The sequence below is a fragment of the Anaeromicropila herbilytica genome (genome assembly GCF_016591975.1).
GTDB classification, from domain to species: Bacteria; Bacillota; Clostridia; order Lachnospirales; family Lachnospiraceae; genus Anaeromicropila; species Anaeromicropila herbilytica.
Window position 1 is genome coordinate 2,970,487 of the sequence record NZ_AP024169.1, and the last position, 17,438, is coordinate 2,987,924.

Annotated in this window: 17 protein-coding genes; all 17 read right to left on the bottom strand. The window is 33.1% G+C overall.

Going from position 1 to position 17,438, the window contains the following annotated elements; genetic code table 11:
- Nucleotides 1-322: 322 nt before the first annotated feature.
- The 17 genes from bsdtb5_RS12885 to bsdtb5_RS12965 all read right to left on the bottom strand — a co-directional run bounded on the left by bsdtb5_RS12885 (nucleotide 323) and on the right by bsdtb5_RS12965 (nucleotide 17,253).
- The gene (locus tag bsdtb5_RS12885; protein WP_271712392.1) at nucleotides 323-661 is read right to left on the bottom strand and encodes a P-II family nitrogen regulator; all 339 of its coding nucleotides are present in this window, start codon (nucleotides 659-661) and stop codon (nucleotides 323-325) included.
- A gap of 141 nt (nucleotides 662-802) precedes the next feature.
- Nucleotides 803-2,368, bottom strand: a complete 1,566-nt coding sequence (locus bsdtb5_RS12890; protein ID WP_271712393.1) for an ammonium transporter — start codon at nucleotides 2,366-2,368, stop codon at nucleotides 803-805.
- Between the two features lie 127 nt (nucleotides 2,369-2,495).
- Nucleotides 2,496-2,738, bottom strand: a complete 243-nt coding sequence (locus bsdtb5_RS12895; RefSeq protein ID WP_271712394.1) for a hypothetical protein — start codon at nucleotides 2,736-2,738, stop codon at nucleotides 2,496-2,498.
- A 299-nt stretch (nucleotides 2,739-3,037) separates the two neighbouring features.
- Nucleotides 3,038-4,087: an ABC transporter substrate-binding protein gene (locus tag bsdtb5_RS12900; RefSeq protein ID WP_271712395.1), complete on the bottom strand. Its 1,050-nt coding sequence runs from the start codon at nucleotides 4,085-4,087 to the stop codon at nucleotides 3,038-3,040.
- Nucleotides 4,088-4,320: 233 nt separating this feature from the next.
- Nucleotides 4,321-5,097 (bottom strand): ABC transporter permease, encoded by a 777-nt coding sequence (locus bsdtb5_RS12905; RefSeq protein WP_271712396.1) that lies wholly within the window; start codon nucleotides 5,095-5,097, stop codon nucleotides 4,321-4,323.
- A 61-nt stretch (nucleotides 5,098-5,158) separates the two neighbouring features.
- Entirely contained in the window at nucleotides 5,159-6,025 is an 867-nt protein-coding gene (locus tag bsdtb5_RS12910) for an ABC transporter permease (RefSeq protein WP_271712397.1), read from the bottom strand.
- Nucleotides 6,026-6,027: 2 nt separating this feature from the next.
- Nucleotides 6,028-7,293: an ABC transporter ATP-binding protein gene (locus tag bsdtb5_RS12915; RefSeq protein ID WP_271712398.1), complete on the bottom strand. Its 1,266-nt coding sequence runs from the start codon at nucleotides 7,291-7,293 to the stop codon at nucleotides 6,028-6,030.
- 47 nt (nucleotides 7,294-7,340) lie between these two features.
- Nucleotides 7,341-8,699, bottom strand: a complete 1,359-nt coding sequence (locus tag bsdtb5_RS12920; protein ID WP_271712399.1) for an amidohydrolase family protein — start codon at nucleotides 8,697-8,699, stop codon at nucleotides 7,341-7,343.
- A 97-nt stretch (nucleotides 8,700-8,796) separates the two neighbouring features.
- Complete coding sequence (locus bsdtb5_RS12925; RefSeq protein ID WP_271712400.1) at nucleotides 8,797-9,669, bottom strand: nucleotide-binding protein; 873 nt, start codon at nucleotides 9,667-9,669, stop codon at nucleotides 8,797-8,799.
- A gap of 280 nt (nucleotides 9,670-9,949) precedes the next feature.
- The gene (uppS, locus tag bsdtb5_RS12930; protein WP_271716100.1) at nucleotides 9,950-10,591 is read right to left on the bottom strand and encodes a polyprenyl diphosphate synthase; all 642 of its coding nucleotides are present in this window, start codon (nucleotides 10,589-10,591) and stop codon (nucleotides 9,950-9,952) included.
- Between the two features lie 109 nt (nucleotides 10,592-10,700).
- Entirely contained in the window at nucleotides 10,701-11,474 is a 774-nt protein-coding gene (locus tag bsdtb5_RS12935) for a DUF2087 domain-containing protein (RefSeq protein WP_271712401.1), read from the bottom strand.
- Between the two features lie 236 nt (nucleotides 11,475-11,710).
- On the bottom strand, nucleotides 11,711-12,625 hold the full coding sequence (gene dapA, locus bsdtb5_RS12940; protein WP_271712402.1) for a 4-hydroxy-tetrahydrodipicolinate synthase: 915 nt from the start codon (nucleotides 12,623-12,625) through the stop codon (nucleotides 11,711-11,713).
- A 222-nt stretch (nucleotides 12,626-12,847) separates the two neighbouring features.
- The gene (locus tag bsdtb5_RS12945; protein ID WP_271712403.1) at nucleotides 12,848-13,690 is read right to left on the bottom strand and encodes a lytic transglycosylase domain-containing protein; all 843 of its coding nucleotides are present in this window, start codon (nucleotides 13,688-13,690) and stop codon (nucleotides 12,848-12,850) included.
- A gap of 220 nt (nucleotides 13,691-13,910) precedes the next feature.
- Nucleotides 13,911-14,339: a methylated-DNA--[protein]-cysteine S-methyltransferase gene (locus bsdtb5_RS12950; protein ID WP_271712404.1), complete on the bottom strand. Its 429-nt coding sequence runs from the start codon at nucleotides 14,337-14,339 to the stop codon at nucleotides 13,911-13,913.
- 73 nt (nucleotides 14,340-14,412) lie between these two features.
- Nucleotides 14,413-15,519 carry an iron-containing alcohol dehydrogenase family protein gene (locus tag bsdtb5_RS12955; RefSeq protein WP_271712405.1) on the bottom strand — a complete coding sequence of 369 codons (1,107 nt, stop codon included), beginning with the start codon at nucleotides 15,517-15,519 and terminating at the stop codon, nucleotides 14,413-14,415.
- Between the two features lie 175 nt (nucleotides 15,520-15,694).
- The gene (locus bsdtb5_RS12960) at nucleotides 15,695-16,339 is read right to left on the bottom strand and encodes a non-canonical purine NTP pyrophosphatase (RefSeq protein WP_271712406.1); all 645 of its coding nucleotides are present in this window, start codon (nucleotides 16,337-16,339) and stop codon (nucleotides 15,695-15,697) included.
- A gap of 41 nt (nucleotides 16,340-16,380) precedes the next feature.
- Nucleotides 16,381-17,253 (bottom strand): ROK family protein, encoded by an 873-nt coding sequence (locus bsdtb5_RS12965; protein WP_271712407.1) that lies wholly within the window; start codon nucleotides 17,251-17,253, stop codon nucleotides 16,381-16,383.
- Between the last annotated feature and the right edge of the window lie 185 nt (nucleotides 17,254-17,438).

Below are 17,438 nucleotides of genomic sequence, written 5' to 3' on the forward strand. Positions count from 1 at the left end.
TTGGTTAATTTACTTTTAGTATTTCTATCTATATTAGTATACTTATTCATATTACTTTGAGCATCAAAGTAATATCATATACTATTATAAACCATGATCAAATAATATACAACATACATAACATTGGCAAAACACCTATTTTATTGAATGTTATTTATATACTAACCATTTAAAACAAAAGTGATATTTTAATGTCTATTTATACTGCAAACTGTATATTTATGCTTCTTTTTTGTATATTCAATTTATTTAATATCTATATAAGAGCAAAAAAATGTTACTAATCTTATGACTAGTAACATTTTCTCTTACCATTAATCTTTTATAACGCTTCTTCACCACGTTCACCAGTACGAATTCTTACTGCATCTTCGACGTCATAGATAAAAATCTTACCATCTCCGTATTTACCAGTTTGAATTTCATTCACTACCTTTTCAATAATAGTTTCTGCAATATCTGCTGCTACCACTGTTTCAACCTTAATCTTTGGTAATAAATTAACTGTATATTCTGTACCACGATAGATTTGTGTATAACCTTTTTGATTACCATATCCCATAATATTGGTAATCATTAACCCGTTTGCTTTGCTATCTTCTAATATTTTTTTAACTTCTTCTAGCTTCTCAGTTCTTATAATAATTTCTAATTTCTTCATATAATCTCCTCACTTTCCGCCCATATTTTCATGTAGCTTTTTACTTACTTTCCATTATACTACACAAATTCCTCAATCTATATTTCTTTTATAATTAATTATCAATTTCTTTCTTCATATATGTTTCAATTAGTATTTGTATTACTCAAATCTTTTTAATTGCTTGATTGGTGCATTATCAGCTGAATTAAAATCTATCTCTGATTTTACAAGTTCTACGTCAGGATAAGCTAATACACCCATTTCAGGAATATCAAGACCTGCAAGTTCATCTTCTGGCTTCACACGAATTCCCCATACTTTATCTAATATTTTAAAGAACAAATAAGATACTCCAAATCCCCATACAATAATCACTGCAACTGCAATTACTTGTGCTGCAAACTGTGATGCATCACCATAGAGCAAACCTTTTACTCCGCCTGATACTAAATTCACTCCATCACCATAAGTACCATCTGCGAATAAACCTAAGGATAAGACACCCCAGATTCCATTTACACCATGAACAGAAATGGCTCCTACTGGATCATCTAATTTAAATTTATTCTCAATAAATGGAACAGCTAGACATACGAGCAACCCTGCCACAAGACCAATCATAAAAGCTGATATAGCATTTACATAAGCACAAGGTGCTGTAATTGCAACCAATCCAGCTAGAGCACCATTTGCAGTCATGGATGGGTCTGGTTTTCCATATCGAATCCACATATAAAACATTGCCACAAGGCCACCAATTGCTCCTGCTATCATTGTGTTCGTAGCTACAACAGCCAATCTAAAATCAGATGCATTCAAGGTTGAACCTGCATTAAATGAGAACCAACAGAAGAATAAAACTATTGTACCTACTATTGCCATAGGTATATCGTGTCCTGGGAAAGCCCTTGATGTTCCATCTTTCTTAAACTTACCAATTCTAGGTCCAATTACAATACATCCCGCCAAGGCAAGCATTCCACCCATAGAGTGAACGACTGCAGACCCTGCAAAGTCTACCGCGCCATGACCTAAACCAAACTTCGTACCTAAGGTAGCTAACCAACCACCACCCCACATCCAGTTACCAAAGAATGGATATAAGAACATGGATATGAAAAAGGAGGTAATTACAATCGCAGAATATTTAACCCTCTCTGCTACTGCACCTGTAGGAATCGTTACTGTCGTATCCATAAATACCATCTGGAAGAAGAATAATGCATAGATTCCAGCATCATATGTTCCACCACTTGATAGCATGAATCCTTTGGTACCCATAATTCCTCCAAGTCCTGGTATTGATAACATTCCATTCAATGCTGCTCCACCACTTCCAAGCCCTGCAGCTCCACCAGAACCTCCAAATTGTATTGCGAATCCAGTTAAGAAATATCCTATTGCTCCAACCAAGAATACCATAAAGTTCATTGTCATAGTATGTGCAGCATTTTTACCACGACAAAATCCAGTTTCAACCATTGCAAATCCGCATTGGAAGAAGAATACCATAAATCCAGTTATCATAATCCAAGTATAATTTGCACCATAATAAGCTTTGTTTGCTGTTGTTGCTACATCTGTTAATGTCTCTTTACCAGTAGTGGCAATATAAGATGCTCCTGTTGGATCAGCACCTCCCTTTGGTGATACCGCAAATGCTAATACTCCAGATAGCACAGCAATTACTAAAACTACAAGTACGATTTTATTTGTCTTTCCCATAAATTTGCCTCCTTTCAACCCTTCATAATTTCAATCTTCCTTAATTTAATTTTTCTTTATTTATAACTTTTTAAATGAAAAATATTTATCTTTTTAAAATTATCCCATGAGAACTTTGATGTTTCATTCATACATCTACTCTTAACTTCAAAACCGCAATGTAATATCGAATGCCTAAATACAATACAAGTATTCCGAATACCGCACCCGATATTTCAGAACTTATTACTTTTAACGTGATATGATTTATTACGCTATAAAAACTATAAAAAGCACCTGAAAACATTATCATAAGTGCCGATATATAGAGTAGAAAAATTGCCACCGCCTTTCCATTCTTATTCTTAAATTCTCTCTCCCCACGAATCATCTCTTCACCTCCATATAAATCTCATAATTTTAAAAGCATATTCTACCTGAGCATTGAACACGACAAGTTCTTCCTTAAGAATAAAAAAAGAGATCAAAACAATAATTGTCTTGACCTCTTCGTCTTATTAACTTAATTTACCATTGAGTGTATCACCACTATTTATGAAATGCAATATGTAAAGTAAAATACTAATTTTATTATTTTTTTATTAAGTTTATATTTATTTTATTCGTTTTATTAAACACCTTACTATATTATATGCAATATTTATCTATAAATTACCATTTTTATTTATTTTAATTAAGAGCCGCTTTGAATGCTGTATATATTTCGTTATGTAAATCTGTTGCTTTCTTTCCTACGTCCTGAATAAACTCTCCGTTTGTTATATCATCAGCTGATATTACAAGGCTCTTTTGGAATTCTTTTGGTAAAAATTCATAGGAAGCCTTATTAGGGCACAAATAGTATATCTGTGAAGAAACTTTTGCTCCAACTTTTCCTTCTAACAAATAGTTTAAGAAAGAATGCGCATTGTCACTATTTGGTGCTTTTGATGAAATAAATAAAGAGTCAACGCCAAATCCTAAGCCTTCTTTTGGATAAACCACTTTTAATTTAGGATTTGCTTTTAAAGCTTTTGCTACTTGAGAAGTAAATAAAAACGCTACGCTAATCTCACCACTTATTAAATAATCTTGTGTCTGATCTTGACTTAAGATGCGAATATTATCTGCTAATTTAAGAAGCTTATCTCCAGCTTTTTTGATCATAGTTAGATCCTCGGTATTAAAAGATTGCCCCAATGTCTTTAGCGCAATACCATTGACAACACGCTCTGTATCCATGATTCCCACACTATCTTTTAAAGATGGATCCCATAAGGACTCATAGCCCGTAATATCAATCTTTACTTGGTCTGGATTATACACAATCAAAGGTATCCCTGGAGCATAAGGAACTGTATATTTATTATCTTTATCATAAAAGAATCCTTGATAGATTGGATCAATATTCTGATAATTCTTAATCTTTTCTTTATTAAGCTCCGATACTAAGCCTTCTTCTTTAGCTATCTTTATTATGTAATCAGAAGCTATTACTACATCATAATCTCCACCCTTTGTATTCTCCAACTTTGCAAGCATCTCCTCATTTGTTTCAAAGTTAGAATAATTCACTTTAATTCCTGTTTGTTTTTCAAATCCATCTATTACATTTTGCGGAACATAGTCTGCCCAAGTATACAGATTAAGTACCTCCTTTTTCTTACCGGAACATCCTGTTAGTAATGATACCGCTAGTGTCATGATTAACAAAACTGCAACTATTTTTTTCCCTTTCATATTTAATCCATGTATAACACATCAGTTTTCCGATATGTTACCGCCACAAGAAATGAGGTTGAAAGAATCACCCTGTGGCATTCCTTTCTATCTTTATTTTCTTTCAACCTTTCTTACATTCGTCGTCTTCGATTTATTATGATTCGTGGGACAAAAGCCTTTCATAACATACATCAATATACACTCAGTAAACTAAAATAAGGATTTTTTCCCTCGAATCATCTGATATTTATTTAATACCTTTTTCTTTTCCTAATTCGATTTGATATGAATACGATTAGGAATGTAACTATTAACATTAATGTGCTTAATGCATTTATTTCAGGAGTAATACCTGTCTTTAATTGGGTATATATCTTAATCGGCAATGTATTGGTTGTTGCTCCTGTCACGAATATACTAATCACCACATCATCTAACGACATAGCAAATGATAATAACATTCCTGATATAATAGCTGGTAAGATAAGTGGTATTGTAATATCGATAAAAGCACGAACCTCTGATGCACCAAGATCTCTCGCTGCTTCAACATAAGATTGCTCCATTCCTACTAATCTTGATTTCACCATCATATATACATAAGGAATACAGAATGATGTATGTGCAATAACCAGTGTAACCATTCCAAAGGGAAGGCCTAACAATGAAAAGAATACCATAAATACCATTCCTAAAATAATCTCTGGTATCATAATTGGAAGTGTTGATATGTATTCCATGATTCCTTTACTTCTCAAATGAACTTTTGTCATGCCGACGGCACCTATTGTACCAATGATTCCAGCCGCTAATGAACTTAATATTCCTAGTACCAGACTATTCTTTAGTGCCTCCATTAAAGTCCAATCATCTAATAGCTTGTGATACCATTCTAACGTATATCCTCCCCATATCGTTGATTGCTCTGAATTATTGAAGGAATAGATAATAACAATTATTATTGGAAGGTACATTACAATTAATAAAATTGTAAGATAGATATTGGGTAGTTTTGTTCTATTCTTCATAGTAAACCTAATACAATGAATTCTTGTGAAGTTCATTGTTATTTCCTTTCCTAATCTTTCATTAGAGGATTCCCTCAAGCTCTTTTACATGTGTAATCTTTCGATAAATCCATATGAATAGCGATGTTACTATCATTAACACTACCGATAATGCTGCTGCAAAAGGCCAATCCCTTGTTGTAAACAATTGATCACGTATCAGATTACCTACTAGCATCACCTTTCCACCACCAAGGATATCCGCTATAAAGAAAAGGCCCATAGATGGTATAAAGACTAAGATGATTCCTGATAAGATTCCTGGTAATGTCACCTTTAACGTAATGGTAAGAAATGCTTGTAATCTTGAAGCACCAAGGTCTCTAGCCGCTTCCACAATACTCCAATCCATTTTCTCTGTGCTCGAGAAGACCGCCAAGATCATAAATGGTAGCAAAGAGTACACCATTCCGATCAAAACTGCTGGATATGAATACAACAGCTTAAGCGGGGTTCTTGTCAATCCACTTTTCATTAAAATATGATCCAATACGCCATTACTACGAAATATAATAATCCATCCATACATTCTTACAAGTGCATTCGTCCAAAATGGAACTACTACTAAAAACATTACCAATTTTTTATATCGTTCCGATAGTTTTGCCATAAAATATCCAAAGGGATATCCAATTATTAACGTTGCTATTGTAGTTGCAAAAGACAGCTTTATAGACTGAATAAATGTATTCATATAAACAGGTTTTAGGATCTTTTGATAACTAGCAGTTGAAAACTGGGCTACTACTCCCCAAACATCTTTTTTTGTCATAAAACTCAATGCAACCATATAGATTAATGGCCCAGCAATAAATATAATAGTGAAAAGATACATCGGTAGTATTGTCATCCATATTTTACTTTTTGGTTTATGTATATTATTCTTCATGCTTACTCCTTCCCGTCGTCTATTGCAGGAATATCAGTTAAGGAACATTTTGTACTCTTGGTTCCATCTGTCACATCTGGTGACATACTAATAAGGGAGGGCTCTAGCGTATTTTGAAGAATACTGCTATTCGAATTTTTTGTATACTTATCCACCATATCTACTAATACATAAGTTTCCGGTTTCCAGCTAACTCTTACTCTATCTCCTACTTCCAATGTAGAGTCAATGCCATGCCTACTTGCAGTAATTTCCTTTCCATCTATTAATTCCACGTTTATTCTAAGTAATCCAGCAGCAAAGTTCTTCTCTTTTACAATCCCAGTAAGGCCTAATGGTTCTTCATCCTTTGATACCTTTCCTTCTACTATTTGAATCTTTTCGCCGTCATTCTCCTCAATCAGATTAATGTTTTCACTTCGTATTGCTATGGTAACCTCATCATGAATTTGCAATGGAGAATCCGTCCTCTTTACTTGCACATTGCCGCTCTTCATATGCACTGTGATTGTTTCTTTCTCCATTGTTTCAATCTGACCTCTTATAATATTCGCAGTTCCTACAAATCTGGCAACGTAACTAGTCTTTGGCAGATCATAGACTTCATGCGGTGTTCCCACTTGCTCAAATCTTCCGTCTTTCATTACAACAATTCGATCTGACATATTAATTGCTTCTTCTTGATCATGTGTGATATAAATAAAAGTAATACCAAGCTCCTTTTGTAAGTTTTTTAATTCTATTTGCATTTGCCTCCTTAGTTGAAGATCAAGTGCACCAAGAGGTTCATCGAGTAATAATATATCTGGGTTATTGACAATTGCCCTAGCAATTGCAACTCTTTGCTTTTGGCCTCCACTTAATTCAGAAGGCATTCTTTTCTCAAATCCAATTAGTTGTACTAATTGCAATGCTTCTGCAACTCTTTGCTTAATCTGGTTCTTTTCGACTTTCTTCAACTTAAGACTATATGCAATATTAGTTTCAACATTCATGTGTGGGAATAATGCGTAGTTCTGAAACACAGTATTTACATTTCTCTTATTTGGCTCATCCTTTGTCACATCAATTCCATTCAGCTTAATGCTTCCTTTATCTGGTGTCTCAAGGCCTGAAATGATTCGTAATGTAGTTGTTTTTCCACAACCAGAAGCACCTAATAATGTAATAAATTCACCTTTTTCTATTGATAAATTAATACCCTTTAAAACCTGTGTATCGCCAAAACTTTTTTCGATATGCTCAATTTCTAGTATAATATCTTTCATCTTTTTCTCCATTCTTAAGCATGATTTATATTACAAAGATTAGAGGATCATCCATTTCTTCCATCGATAACACGACCTGCTCTTTCATTTCTTGTCATCCCTTGATCCACAACGATCTTACCATTAATGATTACATAGTAGATTCCCTTTGGTTTCGTATCTGGATATCCTTCATGAGGAAATCTTGCAAGGTCCTCTATTTCTTGCAGATTTAGAATTGTAATATCTGCGTCATATCCTACATCTATTTGACCTTTATTACAAAAACCAAATAATTTTGCAGGTAAATAACTTGCTTTCTTCACAGCCATTTCTATTGATAGATCTCCTCGTTCTCGCACCATTTCTTTGATATATTTAGGATAAGTTCCAGCTATCTGCGGATGACCTTCTCCCTTTTGATATGGCCCTATATCTGTCGAAGGCATACAATAGGATCTATTAAGTGCCATATACATTTCATCTTTACAATTTGTTATACAAATTATTGAATCATCCTTATGATATTTTCTTAATTCCTTGTATAATGATGGTGTAAGATGTCTTCCATAATATTTCCCTGTCGCAACAATCAACTTTGATAACATAACATCATTATCTCTTAGGGTCCTTTCGTCAAAGGTTGCTGTATCTACCAAAGTGGCCCAGTTTGTATACATACCACTATCTAACATGATATTTAATCCGCTCTGTCTCGCTTTTTCAATTATTTCTAAAGCATCCTCCATGAGTCCTTCCCCATATTGATATACAAAATGAGAAATAAGTAACTTAACACATGTAGCCCTAGCGATACTAAGCATCTCATACAAGGAATGATTATCATATAAAGTAAATAATCTAGTATGTACTGGCATTACTTTGTCATACTTAGCACATACTTTTGCAAGTTGTAGGATTTCTTCATACGAAGCTCCTGGCGAATAATCAAGGCCAAAGGATATTCCACAAGCACCTTCTTCTAATGCTTCACTTGCTAACCCACACATCCTATCTATTTCTTTATTCGTTGCTTTACGATATACATCTGATATTCCTGCTTGTTTTCTTAAGGTAAATGAATGACCAATTAATTCTGCTTGATTAATAATAAAACCTTTTTCTTCTTGTTCTCTCAGAAAATGTCCAGTACTTAGCGGACTCAAACCACAATTACCACCAATTGTTGTGGTAATTCCTTGGCATGCTGATAGTTCTCCTGAGTAAGGATGCCCATCAATATGACCGTGAGGATCAATAAATCCAGGACATACATACAAACCAGTTGCATCAATACTTTCTATTCCTTCTAAAACGTCATTAGTAGCCACCACAATCTTATTATCTTTAATACCAATATTCAGAGGATGTTGCTCTGTGTTCTTTGTATCAATTACTATTCCATTACTAATTACGAGATCTAACATATATGCTCCAATCTTACGCTTCTAGCATAGTATAAAAAGTACGTCCTTTAGCCGCCCGACAAACCGTGGGTGTCAACCGCTAAATCATAATAACTAATTAAATATTCTGTGATAAATCCACATCAATAATTCCATTGTTATATTGGTATGCCCTTCTCTTCCATTCTTTCTGCCAATGTAATAGATCGTTTTGAGAAAATGGTTGAATCTGACTACTGTCCACAAAATGAATGATATCCTCTGCTAATTTATTAAAAGTATCAATGGCTACCGATTTTGGATTAGCTTCATATAACGACATTGATTGTAGATAACTATTCTTTATCGCAACCAAAGTGTCAAGATATGCTAAGACTTTAACATTTACTTTCCCCGCATAATCAGATAATAAAGCTTTCGTCTGAAACTCATCTGAAAAATTAACGATAACTCCTATATCATATTTCTTACTCTTACATTTTGTAATTCCGATTAATAAATTATTTGCAGTTGATAGCGAAGAGAACTCTCCAGTTGTTACAATCATACATTTGTTCATCACCCCATCACGTATTGGAAGAATAAAACCTGTACATGGTGTCTCACCTGCAATATCATAAAGGATATAATCTAATTGATATTTTTCAATAATATGTTGACTTTCAAGTAATTCATCTATATGGTGAATCCCTCTTGCAAGACATCCACTTCCCGGTTCAATACTACCTAATTCCATAAGTAGAATTCCATTCTTACTCTTCATAATATAATCATCTAGCTGAATGTCATACAATGCACGATAACTTGGAAGAACAGGAGTAACTTCTGCATCACCTCGTAGTACAAGTGTGGAGCATAGACTTATATCATTTCCTATTTGAAGAACTCGATATCCCTTTTTATTTAGAGCTTCACTTAGGTTGGATACAATCACTGATTTTCCAGTACCACCTTTACCCAAAAAACAAATTCTCTCTACCGTACTCTTCATTCTAGTTCATCTCCTTTCGTTCTATTGTAAGTGAATTCACCCTACTTTATCCTCAATACATTACTCATCTAATTTATTGTGATTATTTCAACTTATGAATTACATTATTTTAACATTGAGTATAGTAGTTTTCATTTGTGGTGTCAACCTATTTTAACCATTTAATATATTAATTTTATATGTTTAGTGTGATTTAGAATTTCACACAATAAAACTCGCAAAAGTTCGCTCACGGTAGGTGAACACAAAAAAATAGTTGCATACCAATTGCAACTATCTTTCAACCACCTAAAGTATTATCTTGTTGTTCGTACCATTTCATCGCACTATTAAAATCTTCCATCTTAAAATCAGGCCACATGCTATCAATTATATAAAAGTTTGAGTATACGCTTTGTACTGGTAAGAAACCTGACAGTCTTCTCATTCCACCCCACCTGATAATAAGGTCCATTCTAGAAATATCTCTTGAGTGAAGACGTTCCATAATTCCTTTATTCTCATTTGATATAACATCTTTGCAATTCAGATCCCATTCCCATCCGTAATTCACAAGTAGATTAACTTTAATACCTCCACCATGAAAATCGGTACGTTTGCAATATGGTTTTAATTCTTCAGGAAATGATTTTGATACTGTGTTCCCTACTACTAATAATGATATGCTCTCTTGTCCCATTAATTGAACCGCTTCCACACAAGCCTTTGAAAATGCTTCCATCTGAATCTTTGGTCTCTTACAATTATCCATGGTATAACCGTAAAAAGTAATTTCGCCTATCCCATAACTCATAGCTAATCTTAATACCTCGAGTCCGGGATTCAAGCCATAATGATACCCATCCTGCTTCTCATATCCTTCATTTAATGCCCATCTTCGATTACCATCTGGTATAATACCGATATGTTTTGGAATTTTAATAAAATCACATCCTTCAATGTTTTTATTATGTGAAACGCTTTACTTCACATTGCTCCCATATAGTATTAACTAGATATGATAAAGTAAACTTATTATTTATTAATTTTTATTATTCCTTCACCCAATATTCCTCTCCAGACTTCGTTCTAACTAAAAAGCCATACTCTACGAGTGCTCTTCGAATATAAGGAAAATCCTCATAGATTCTTTTAAGTATTGTATTAATCTCTTGTTCTGAATACTTTTTACCTACTTTAAAATTCTTATTGATTTCATCAAGTACAATTAACTTTCTTTTCTCTCTTGATGGATACTCTTTTAATGCACCATCTTTTTTAAAATAAGTTTCAAGTATTTTCTTCTTCTCATCTTCAGTTGTATTATAACGATCATCTATCATATTCGCAGTTTTATTTGCATCACATAATTTTGTATTCGCTAGAACATTGATGCCTTTTTGGCTCTTCGCTTCGAGTAATTCCATTAAAGCTAAGAATAGTTTTGCTTGTTTCTCTTTTTCTCGAAATTTAAAACGATAATTACGAATCGTAGATGCACTTATTCCTTTCTTTTCTGCTATTTCCTTATCCGATAACCCAAGCGCAAATAATTCGATTATATCATGCTGAATCTCTGAAATACCAAGAAAAGTAGAATTCATGTTTAAAATATAATCTAGAACTGATTTGTGGTTTTCTTCTATATGAATTTCTACCATTTTTCTAGCGTCATAGAACTTTTCATTCCAAGGGTATATCTCACCCATAACATATTCTTGTCCACATAATAGACAGGTAACTTTTCCGTCAGCTTCCACGAAGCCATTTTTAATCTCTTGATAAGACGCATTCCAAAACAGTTCATTTTGATTTTTATTTTCCATTGCTATTCCTACTTTCTTTTTAGGTATTTTTATTATTATTTTATCATCTGATCTTGATTATATCTAGTATTTAATAAACATTTCTTTCTATTGTCTATTTTTATACTAAGAAAGATATGGTTCAATAATACAGCAAAAGAGACTACCATTTAACTTCGGTAATCTCTTTTAAATAAGCTCGATATTATAGGTATTAAATAAAGTTCTATAATAAAGAGCTTTGAACTTTTATTTTATTAATATATTTTCACTAGCTCTTTCTCTTTGATGATTTCATATTTCTTCATAACAGTTAATAATTTATCTTTTTGTATTTCTTCAAGATCACATAATGGTAGTCTACAACTTCCAACTTGATATCCCATAAAATTAAGCGCTTGCTTTACTGGAATAGGATTAACATCCATGAAGAGTGCTTGAATTAATTCTTTATACTTTTCTTGTAATTCTCTACTCTTCATTTTATCTCCGTCCAAAAAGCTTTGGCATATATCATGTGTCTCTTTTGGTAAAACATTAGATAATACAGAAATAACTCCCTTGCCACCAAGTTCTAATACATCTGTTATCTGATCGTCATTTCCAGAGTATATAGTAAGTCTATCCCCACATAATGAGATTACTTCTTCAACTTGACGAAGATTTCCACTTGCTTCTTTTGCAGCTACAATCGTATCAATTTTACTTAAGGTTGCATATGTGTCTGGCAGAATATTAACGCCTGTTCTTGAAGGAACATTATATAAAATAATAGGTAAGTCTGTAGCCTTCGCGCAAGTTTCGTAATGTTTCACTAATCCTCTTTGTGAGGTTTTATTATAGTATGGTGTTACATGTAATAATGCATCTGCACCAAGTTTCTTTGCTTCTTTGGACATCATTACTGCATGAGCTGTATTATTACTCCCAACACCTGCTATTACTGGAATCCTTTTATTCACATAATTTACTGCATACTCTACTACTTTTAAGTGTTCTGGATCCTCTAAAGTAGCAGACTCCCCAGTTGTTCCTGTAACTACAATTGCATCTGTTTTATTATTTATCTGAAACTCTAAAAGTTCTCCTAATACATCGAAATTAACGGAACCATCTTCATTCATTGGTGTTATTATAGCAACTCCTGCTCCTGAAAATATTAACTCTTTCATATCAAACTCCCATCTGTCGCTTTGACGACCTATTAATCAAGTACAAAACATCATTCTATTGTTCTCTTATTAATTCATTATAATCACATTATATCCAAAGTATAGTATAAAAAATGGCCTATTTATTGCAAATAGTGCTAACGTCACTTCTACCGCATATTAAATCATAAAAAATAGGAAAGGATTCAAACATTGCCTTGAATCCTTTCCCTTTTTATATAATTAATTATTTGAATTTATTAGATTAACCACAGGCAAACTATAACTCAATTGCTTCGATGCATAATAGGATGAGTTATTTTCACTGTCTGATTTTTTTTGATCTTCTAAGAATTGTGTTAAAAATCTTAAATAATCATCATAAGTAAAGCTATCATCTAAACTACCAGAATCATCTGTTTGTGCGTATACTGGCTCATCATCATTCGAATATGTGATGATACCGTCATGATTATAGTATACACCGTTAGAATTACTCGTACTACTTGATGGAATAGAATTATTTGTAGTATTCGTAGTATTAGAATTATCTCTATTTGTACTTGTATCGATATTACTACTTGATCCAGAAGTGTCGGTACCTTTCATAAATCCTAATACTTTCTTTACATAATTCTGTGTTTCTTTAAATGGAGGTATACCACCATATTTTGCAACATTCCCGCTACCTGCATTATATGCAGCAACTGCTAATTTTGTATTACCATTATATTTCTTCAAAAGGGAGGATAGGTATTTAGCTCCACCCATAATGTTTTGCTCTGCATCAAAAGAATCAGAAACACCTAAGCTTCTTGCAGTAGCTGGCATAAGTTGCATTACACCCTGTGCACCACAGCAGGACACTGCTTTTGCATTAAAATTAGATTCTGTTCTTCCAACTGCCTTTAATAATTCAACAGGTATATTATATTTTGCTGCTGCTTTATCAAAAATCTTATCCATTGAGCTTGATTCACCTAAATAAGAATCAAAACTTGCTCCAGATGTCTTCATTGCTCTACTAGATTTTGCTTGTATATTTGATTTATGATCAATATTTGATACTTGATTTATTGACGACATATCATTTATCTCTCCTTATATCCCCTATTTATTGCTCCCATTGTTATCATTTAAGCTATTTGATTGTGTTCACTTTTTATTATAATACATATCGACATAATATTGCAATTATTTATATTTTTTTATTTTATTTTATTTTTTTATTTATTTTAACAATTTTAGATTCTTAGCAATCCGTCAAATGATTAAATCATATATTACTCATTTGACGGTATAACCATCAGATTGCTTCAATATCTAGTAATTTCTTCTTCTTATCTAAGCCACCAGCATAACCTACCAGTTTTCCATTCGCGCCAATAACACGATGACAAGGAATGATAATTGGGATTGGATTTTTATTATTTGCATTTCCAACTGCTCTGGAAGCTTTTTCATTGCCAATGAAGGTTGCAATCTCCTTATAACTTCTCGTTTCACCATATGGTATGTCCCTAAGTGCATTCCATACTTTCTTTTGAAATTCTGTTCCCTCTGGTGAAATTGATAATTCAAATTTTGTTCTCGTACCACTAAAATATTCAAGTAGTTGTTGATATGCTTCCTGTATAATAGGAGTCTCCCGTTTTTCTTCAAAGTTTTTCTCTATATACTCATTTTCATCGCAAAACAGAATATGCGTAATTGTTTCTTCCCTTGACTTTAGCAATAGATCTCCTATTTTTGTATGATAAATATAATAATATATCAATGCATTCTCCTTGTATTAAGCGGACTATTTTTTAGGATAGTCCAAAAGATTTTTTATAAATATCTAATATCACGTTTTCATCTGGTTCTACACTTGAATTTTTAATATTTTTTGCTTTTATAGCAATCGAAGTATACTTCTTCATTTCTTCCATTGTAATCTCTTCTTTATCTCCAAATAATTGATTCATTAATATTTGAAATTCTTCTACTGACGTTAAATTCATGGCTTTTAACATCGTATCAATTAACTCTGGCTTTGCCTTTTGTACGAATTCTAAAAATCCACCTAATAATAACCCATTTGCGCGACCATGATCAACATCTTTGAAATAAGTTAAAGAATAGCCCATTGAATGTACTGCAGTTGTTCCAGTATGTGCAATTACAATTCCAGCCAACATCGAACCATATAATAATTTTTCCCTAGCAACTCTTGAGACCTTCTCACTTCTCAATTCTTCGAAACAAGAGGCAATATTTTGAATACTTTCTATAGCGATTGCATTCGTAAGTGCGGTTGCTCTGACCGATATCATTCCTTCCACCGCATGTGATAGAGCATCAATTGCTGTATTTATAGTTGTTGTGATAGATAAAGAATCCATGTATTTAGCGTCTAAAAAAGACACGGTTGGAAATAAATATGGCGATGAGATGCTTGTCTTTGTCTCAGCCTTATCATTTGTCAATATTGAATATTGTGTCACCTCTGAACCTGTACCAGCAGTTGTTGGAACAAAAGCCATTGGTAACACTTTATCCGATATATTCCCACCAAAGATCTCATCTTCTTTAATATCTTGGCACGCTAATAAAGCAATCGCTTTCCCAGCATCCATAGGAGATCCTCCACCAATAGCAATAATAAATTCAACATTATTATCTCTCGCAATTTTAGCACCCTCATATACGCAAGTAACAGTTGGATTACTCCTTACTTTATCATAAATAACATAATCTATTTTCACCAATTCTAAAGTCTTTATTATATCATCCAAAGATCCATTCATTTTTGCTGAATGAGCTCCTGTTACAATTAGTGCTTTCCTACCTAACTTTGTAAATTCCATCTCATTCTGTGAGATGCAGTCCTCTCCCATAATTACTTTTGTTGGCATATAAAAATTTAAGTTCATATTTTCACCATTCTAAGGAAGCTACCTTCCTTTTGCCTTATAAAAGAGATTGTTAACATCACTTTGTGGCATACCTTTCTATTATTTTCTTATAACTTCTATTAACTATATAAAACATCTTATAATACTGCGCCAATCAATCATCTATATCGGATTCAATAAACATATATTCTAATTATATCTCTAGTGCATTATAATAGAATTCTTTTAATCTTCGATTGCGTTGCTCTTTTCTCTGTTCCAGTTCACAATCGTTAATTCCATACGCTGATTCATCCATGTCCATATAATATTTTCCTGTTCGTTCGTCTACTGATAGACTATTTAATGGCCATCCTGGTGTTCTATTACGATGCGGCTTATCAACTATTAGAAAAGAATACACTTCGGCAGTTTCATCATCATCCATATATTCATAAATATGATTTTCATCTATTACTATGGAAAAACCAGTATAATAACTGCAGCGTATTGATCCTCCGTTTAAACTAGCAATTTCACTATAATGTTCTATCATTTCTTCATCTGTTAATTCTTTTCCATTAACTCTACGCACATAGATACCTGGTTGTCTACAATCATCCTTTGGCATTCCATAAAAATATAGCCCCGAATCCATAGAAGTAACAATTAATCCTGTTTCTCTATGATAAGCAAGTGCCTTAATTGTAGCATTTTGAATTGGCGTTGCACCAGATTCTTGTACATTCAATGAGATGTTCACATCATTCGAAGATAATATGTTAACATTAGTTCCTTTTAGGATTTTTTCTATATCTCCAACTTTATTTAGATTTGATGTTCCAACTAAAATTTCCATATACACTCCATTCCTAGTCACGAATTCTCTTTAGCTATTATTTACTCACTTAATTTCCTACGTATTAACTCCAAACAACCAAGAATACCTTGATCTCCAGCCAAACTTTCTGGAATAATATATTTATCAATCCTTGCTAATTCCTTGGTATCTAAATATCCTCCAAGCAGCTTAATCACCTTACTTCGAATCATTGGAAGCAGTTTTGAAACATGCATTACCCCACCTCCAAGTATTATTTTACGTGGGGATAAGATTAAGATATACTGAACGATTGCTTGCGCAATATAGTAAGCCTCTAACTGCCACACTTCCTCCTTTTGCGCTAATTCTTCTGCTTTCTGATTCCATCTTTCTTCAATTGCAGGACCAGATGCTAACCCTTCGAAGCAATTATCGTGAAAAGGACATTTCCCATGATAAACATCATCTTTATGTCTTGTAATAAGAATATGTCCACCTTCTGGATGTAGCATTCCATTGAGCAAATGACCATTTACATAGATTCCTATTCCTATGCCTGTTCCTACAGTAATATATACTACAGGATCTAGATCTTTTGCGCACCCATATGTTACTTCGCCAAGTACCGAGCTATTAACATCCGTATCTATTGCAACCGGAATATGTAGTGCTCTCTCTAATACTCCAACAATATCATATTGATTCCATGCTAATTTAGGACTTTTCAATATATGCCCATATGTTTCTGACTTTGGATTAAGATCAATTGGTCCGAAGCTCCCTACTCCTAGTCCTTCAATTTTCTTTGTCTGGAAATAGTCAATAATACTATTCATAGTTTCTTCTGGTGTTTTTGTTGGAATAACAACTTTATCAGTAATATTACCTTGATTATCTCCAACTGCACAAACCATCTTAGTACCACCAGCCTCTAAGGCTCCTAATATCATACATTTCCTCCGTTCCTTCTGCCATTATCATATTTCTTGAATTCTAGGATTCTAAAATTCATTATATATTTGACTATTTTTTTACTATTAACTTATTTTATCTCACACTTCTCGTCAATTCAATCCTATTTTACAAAGATGTATTTATCCATTTCACATCATGAAGCTAAAAAAGAGCTAGCAAA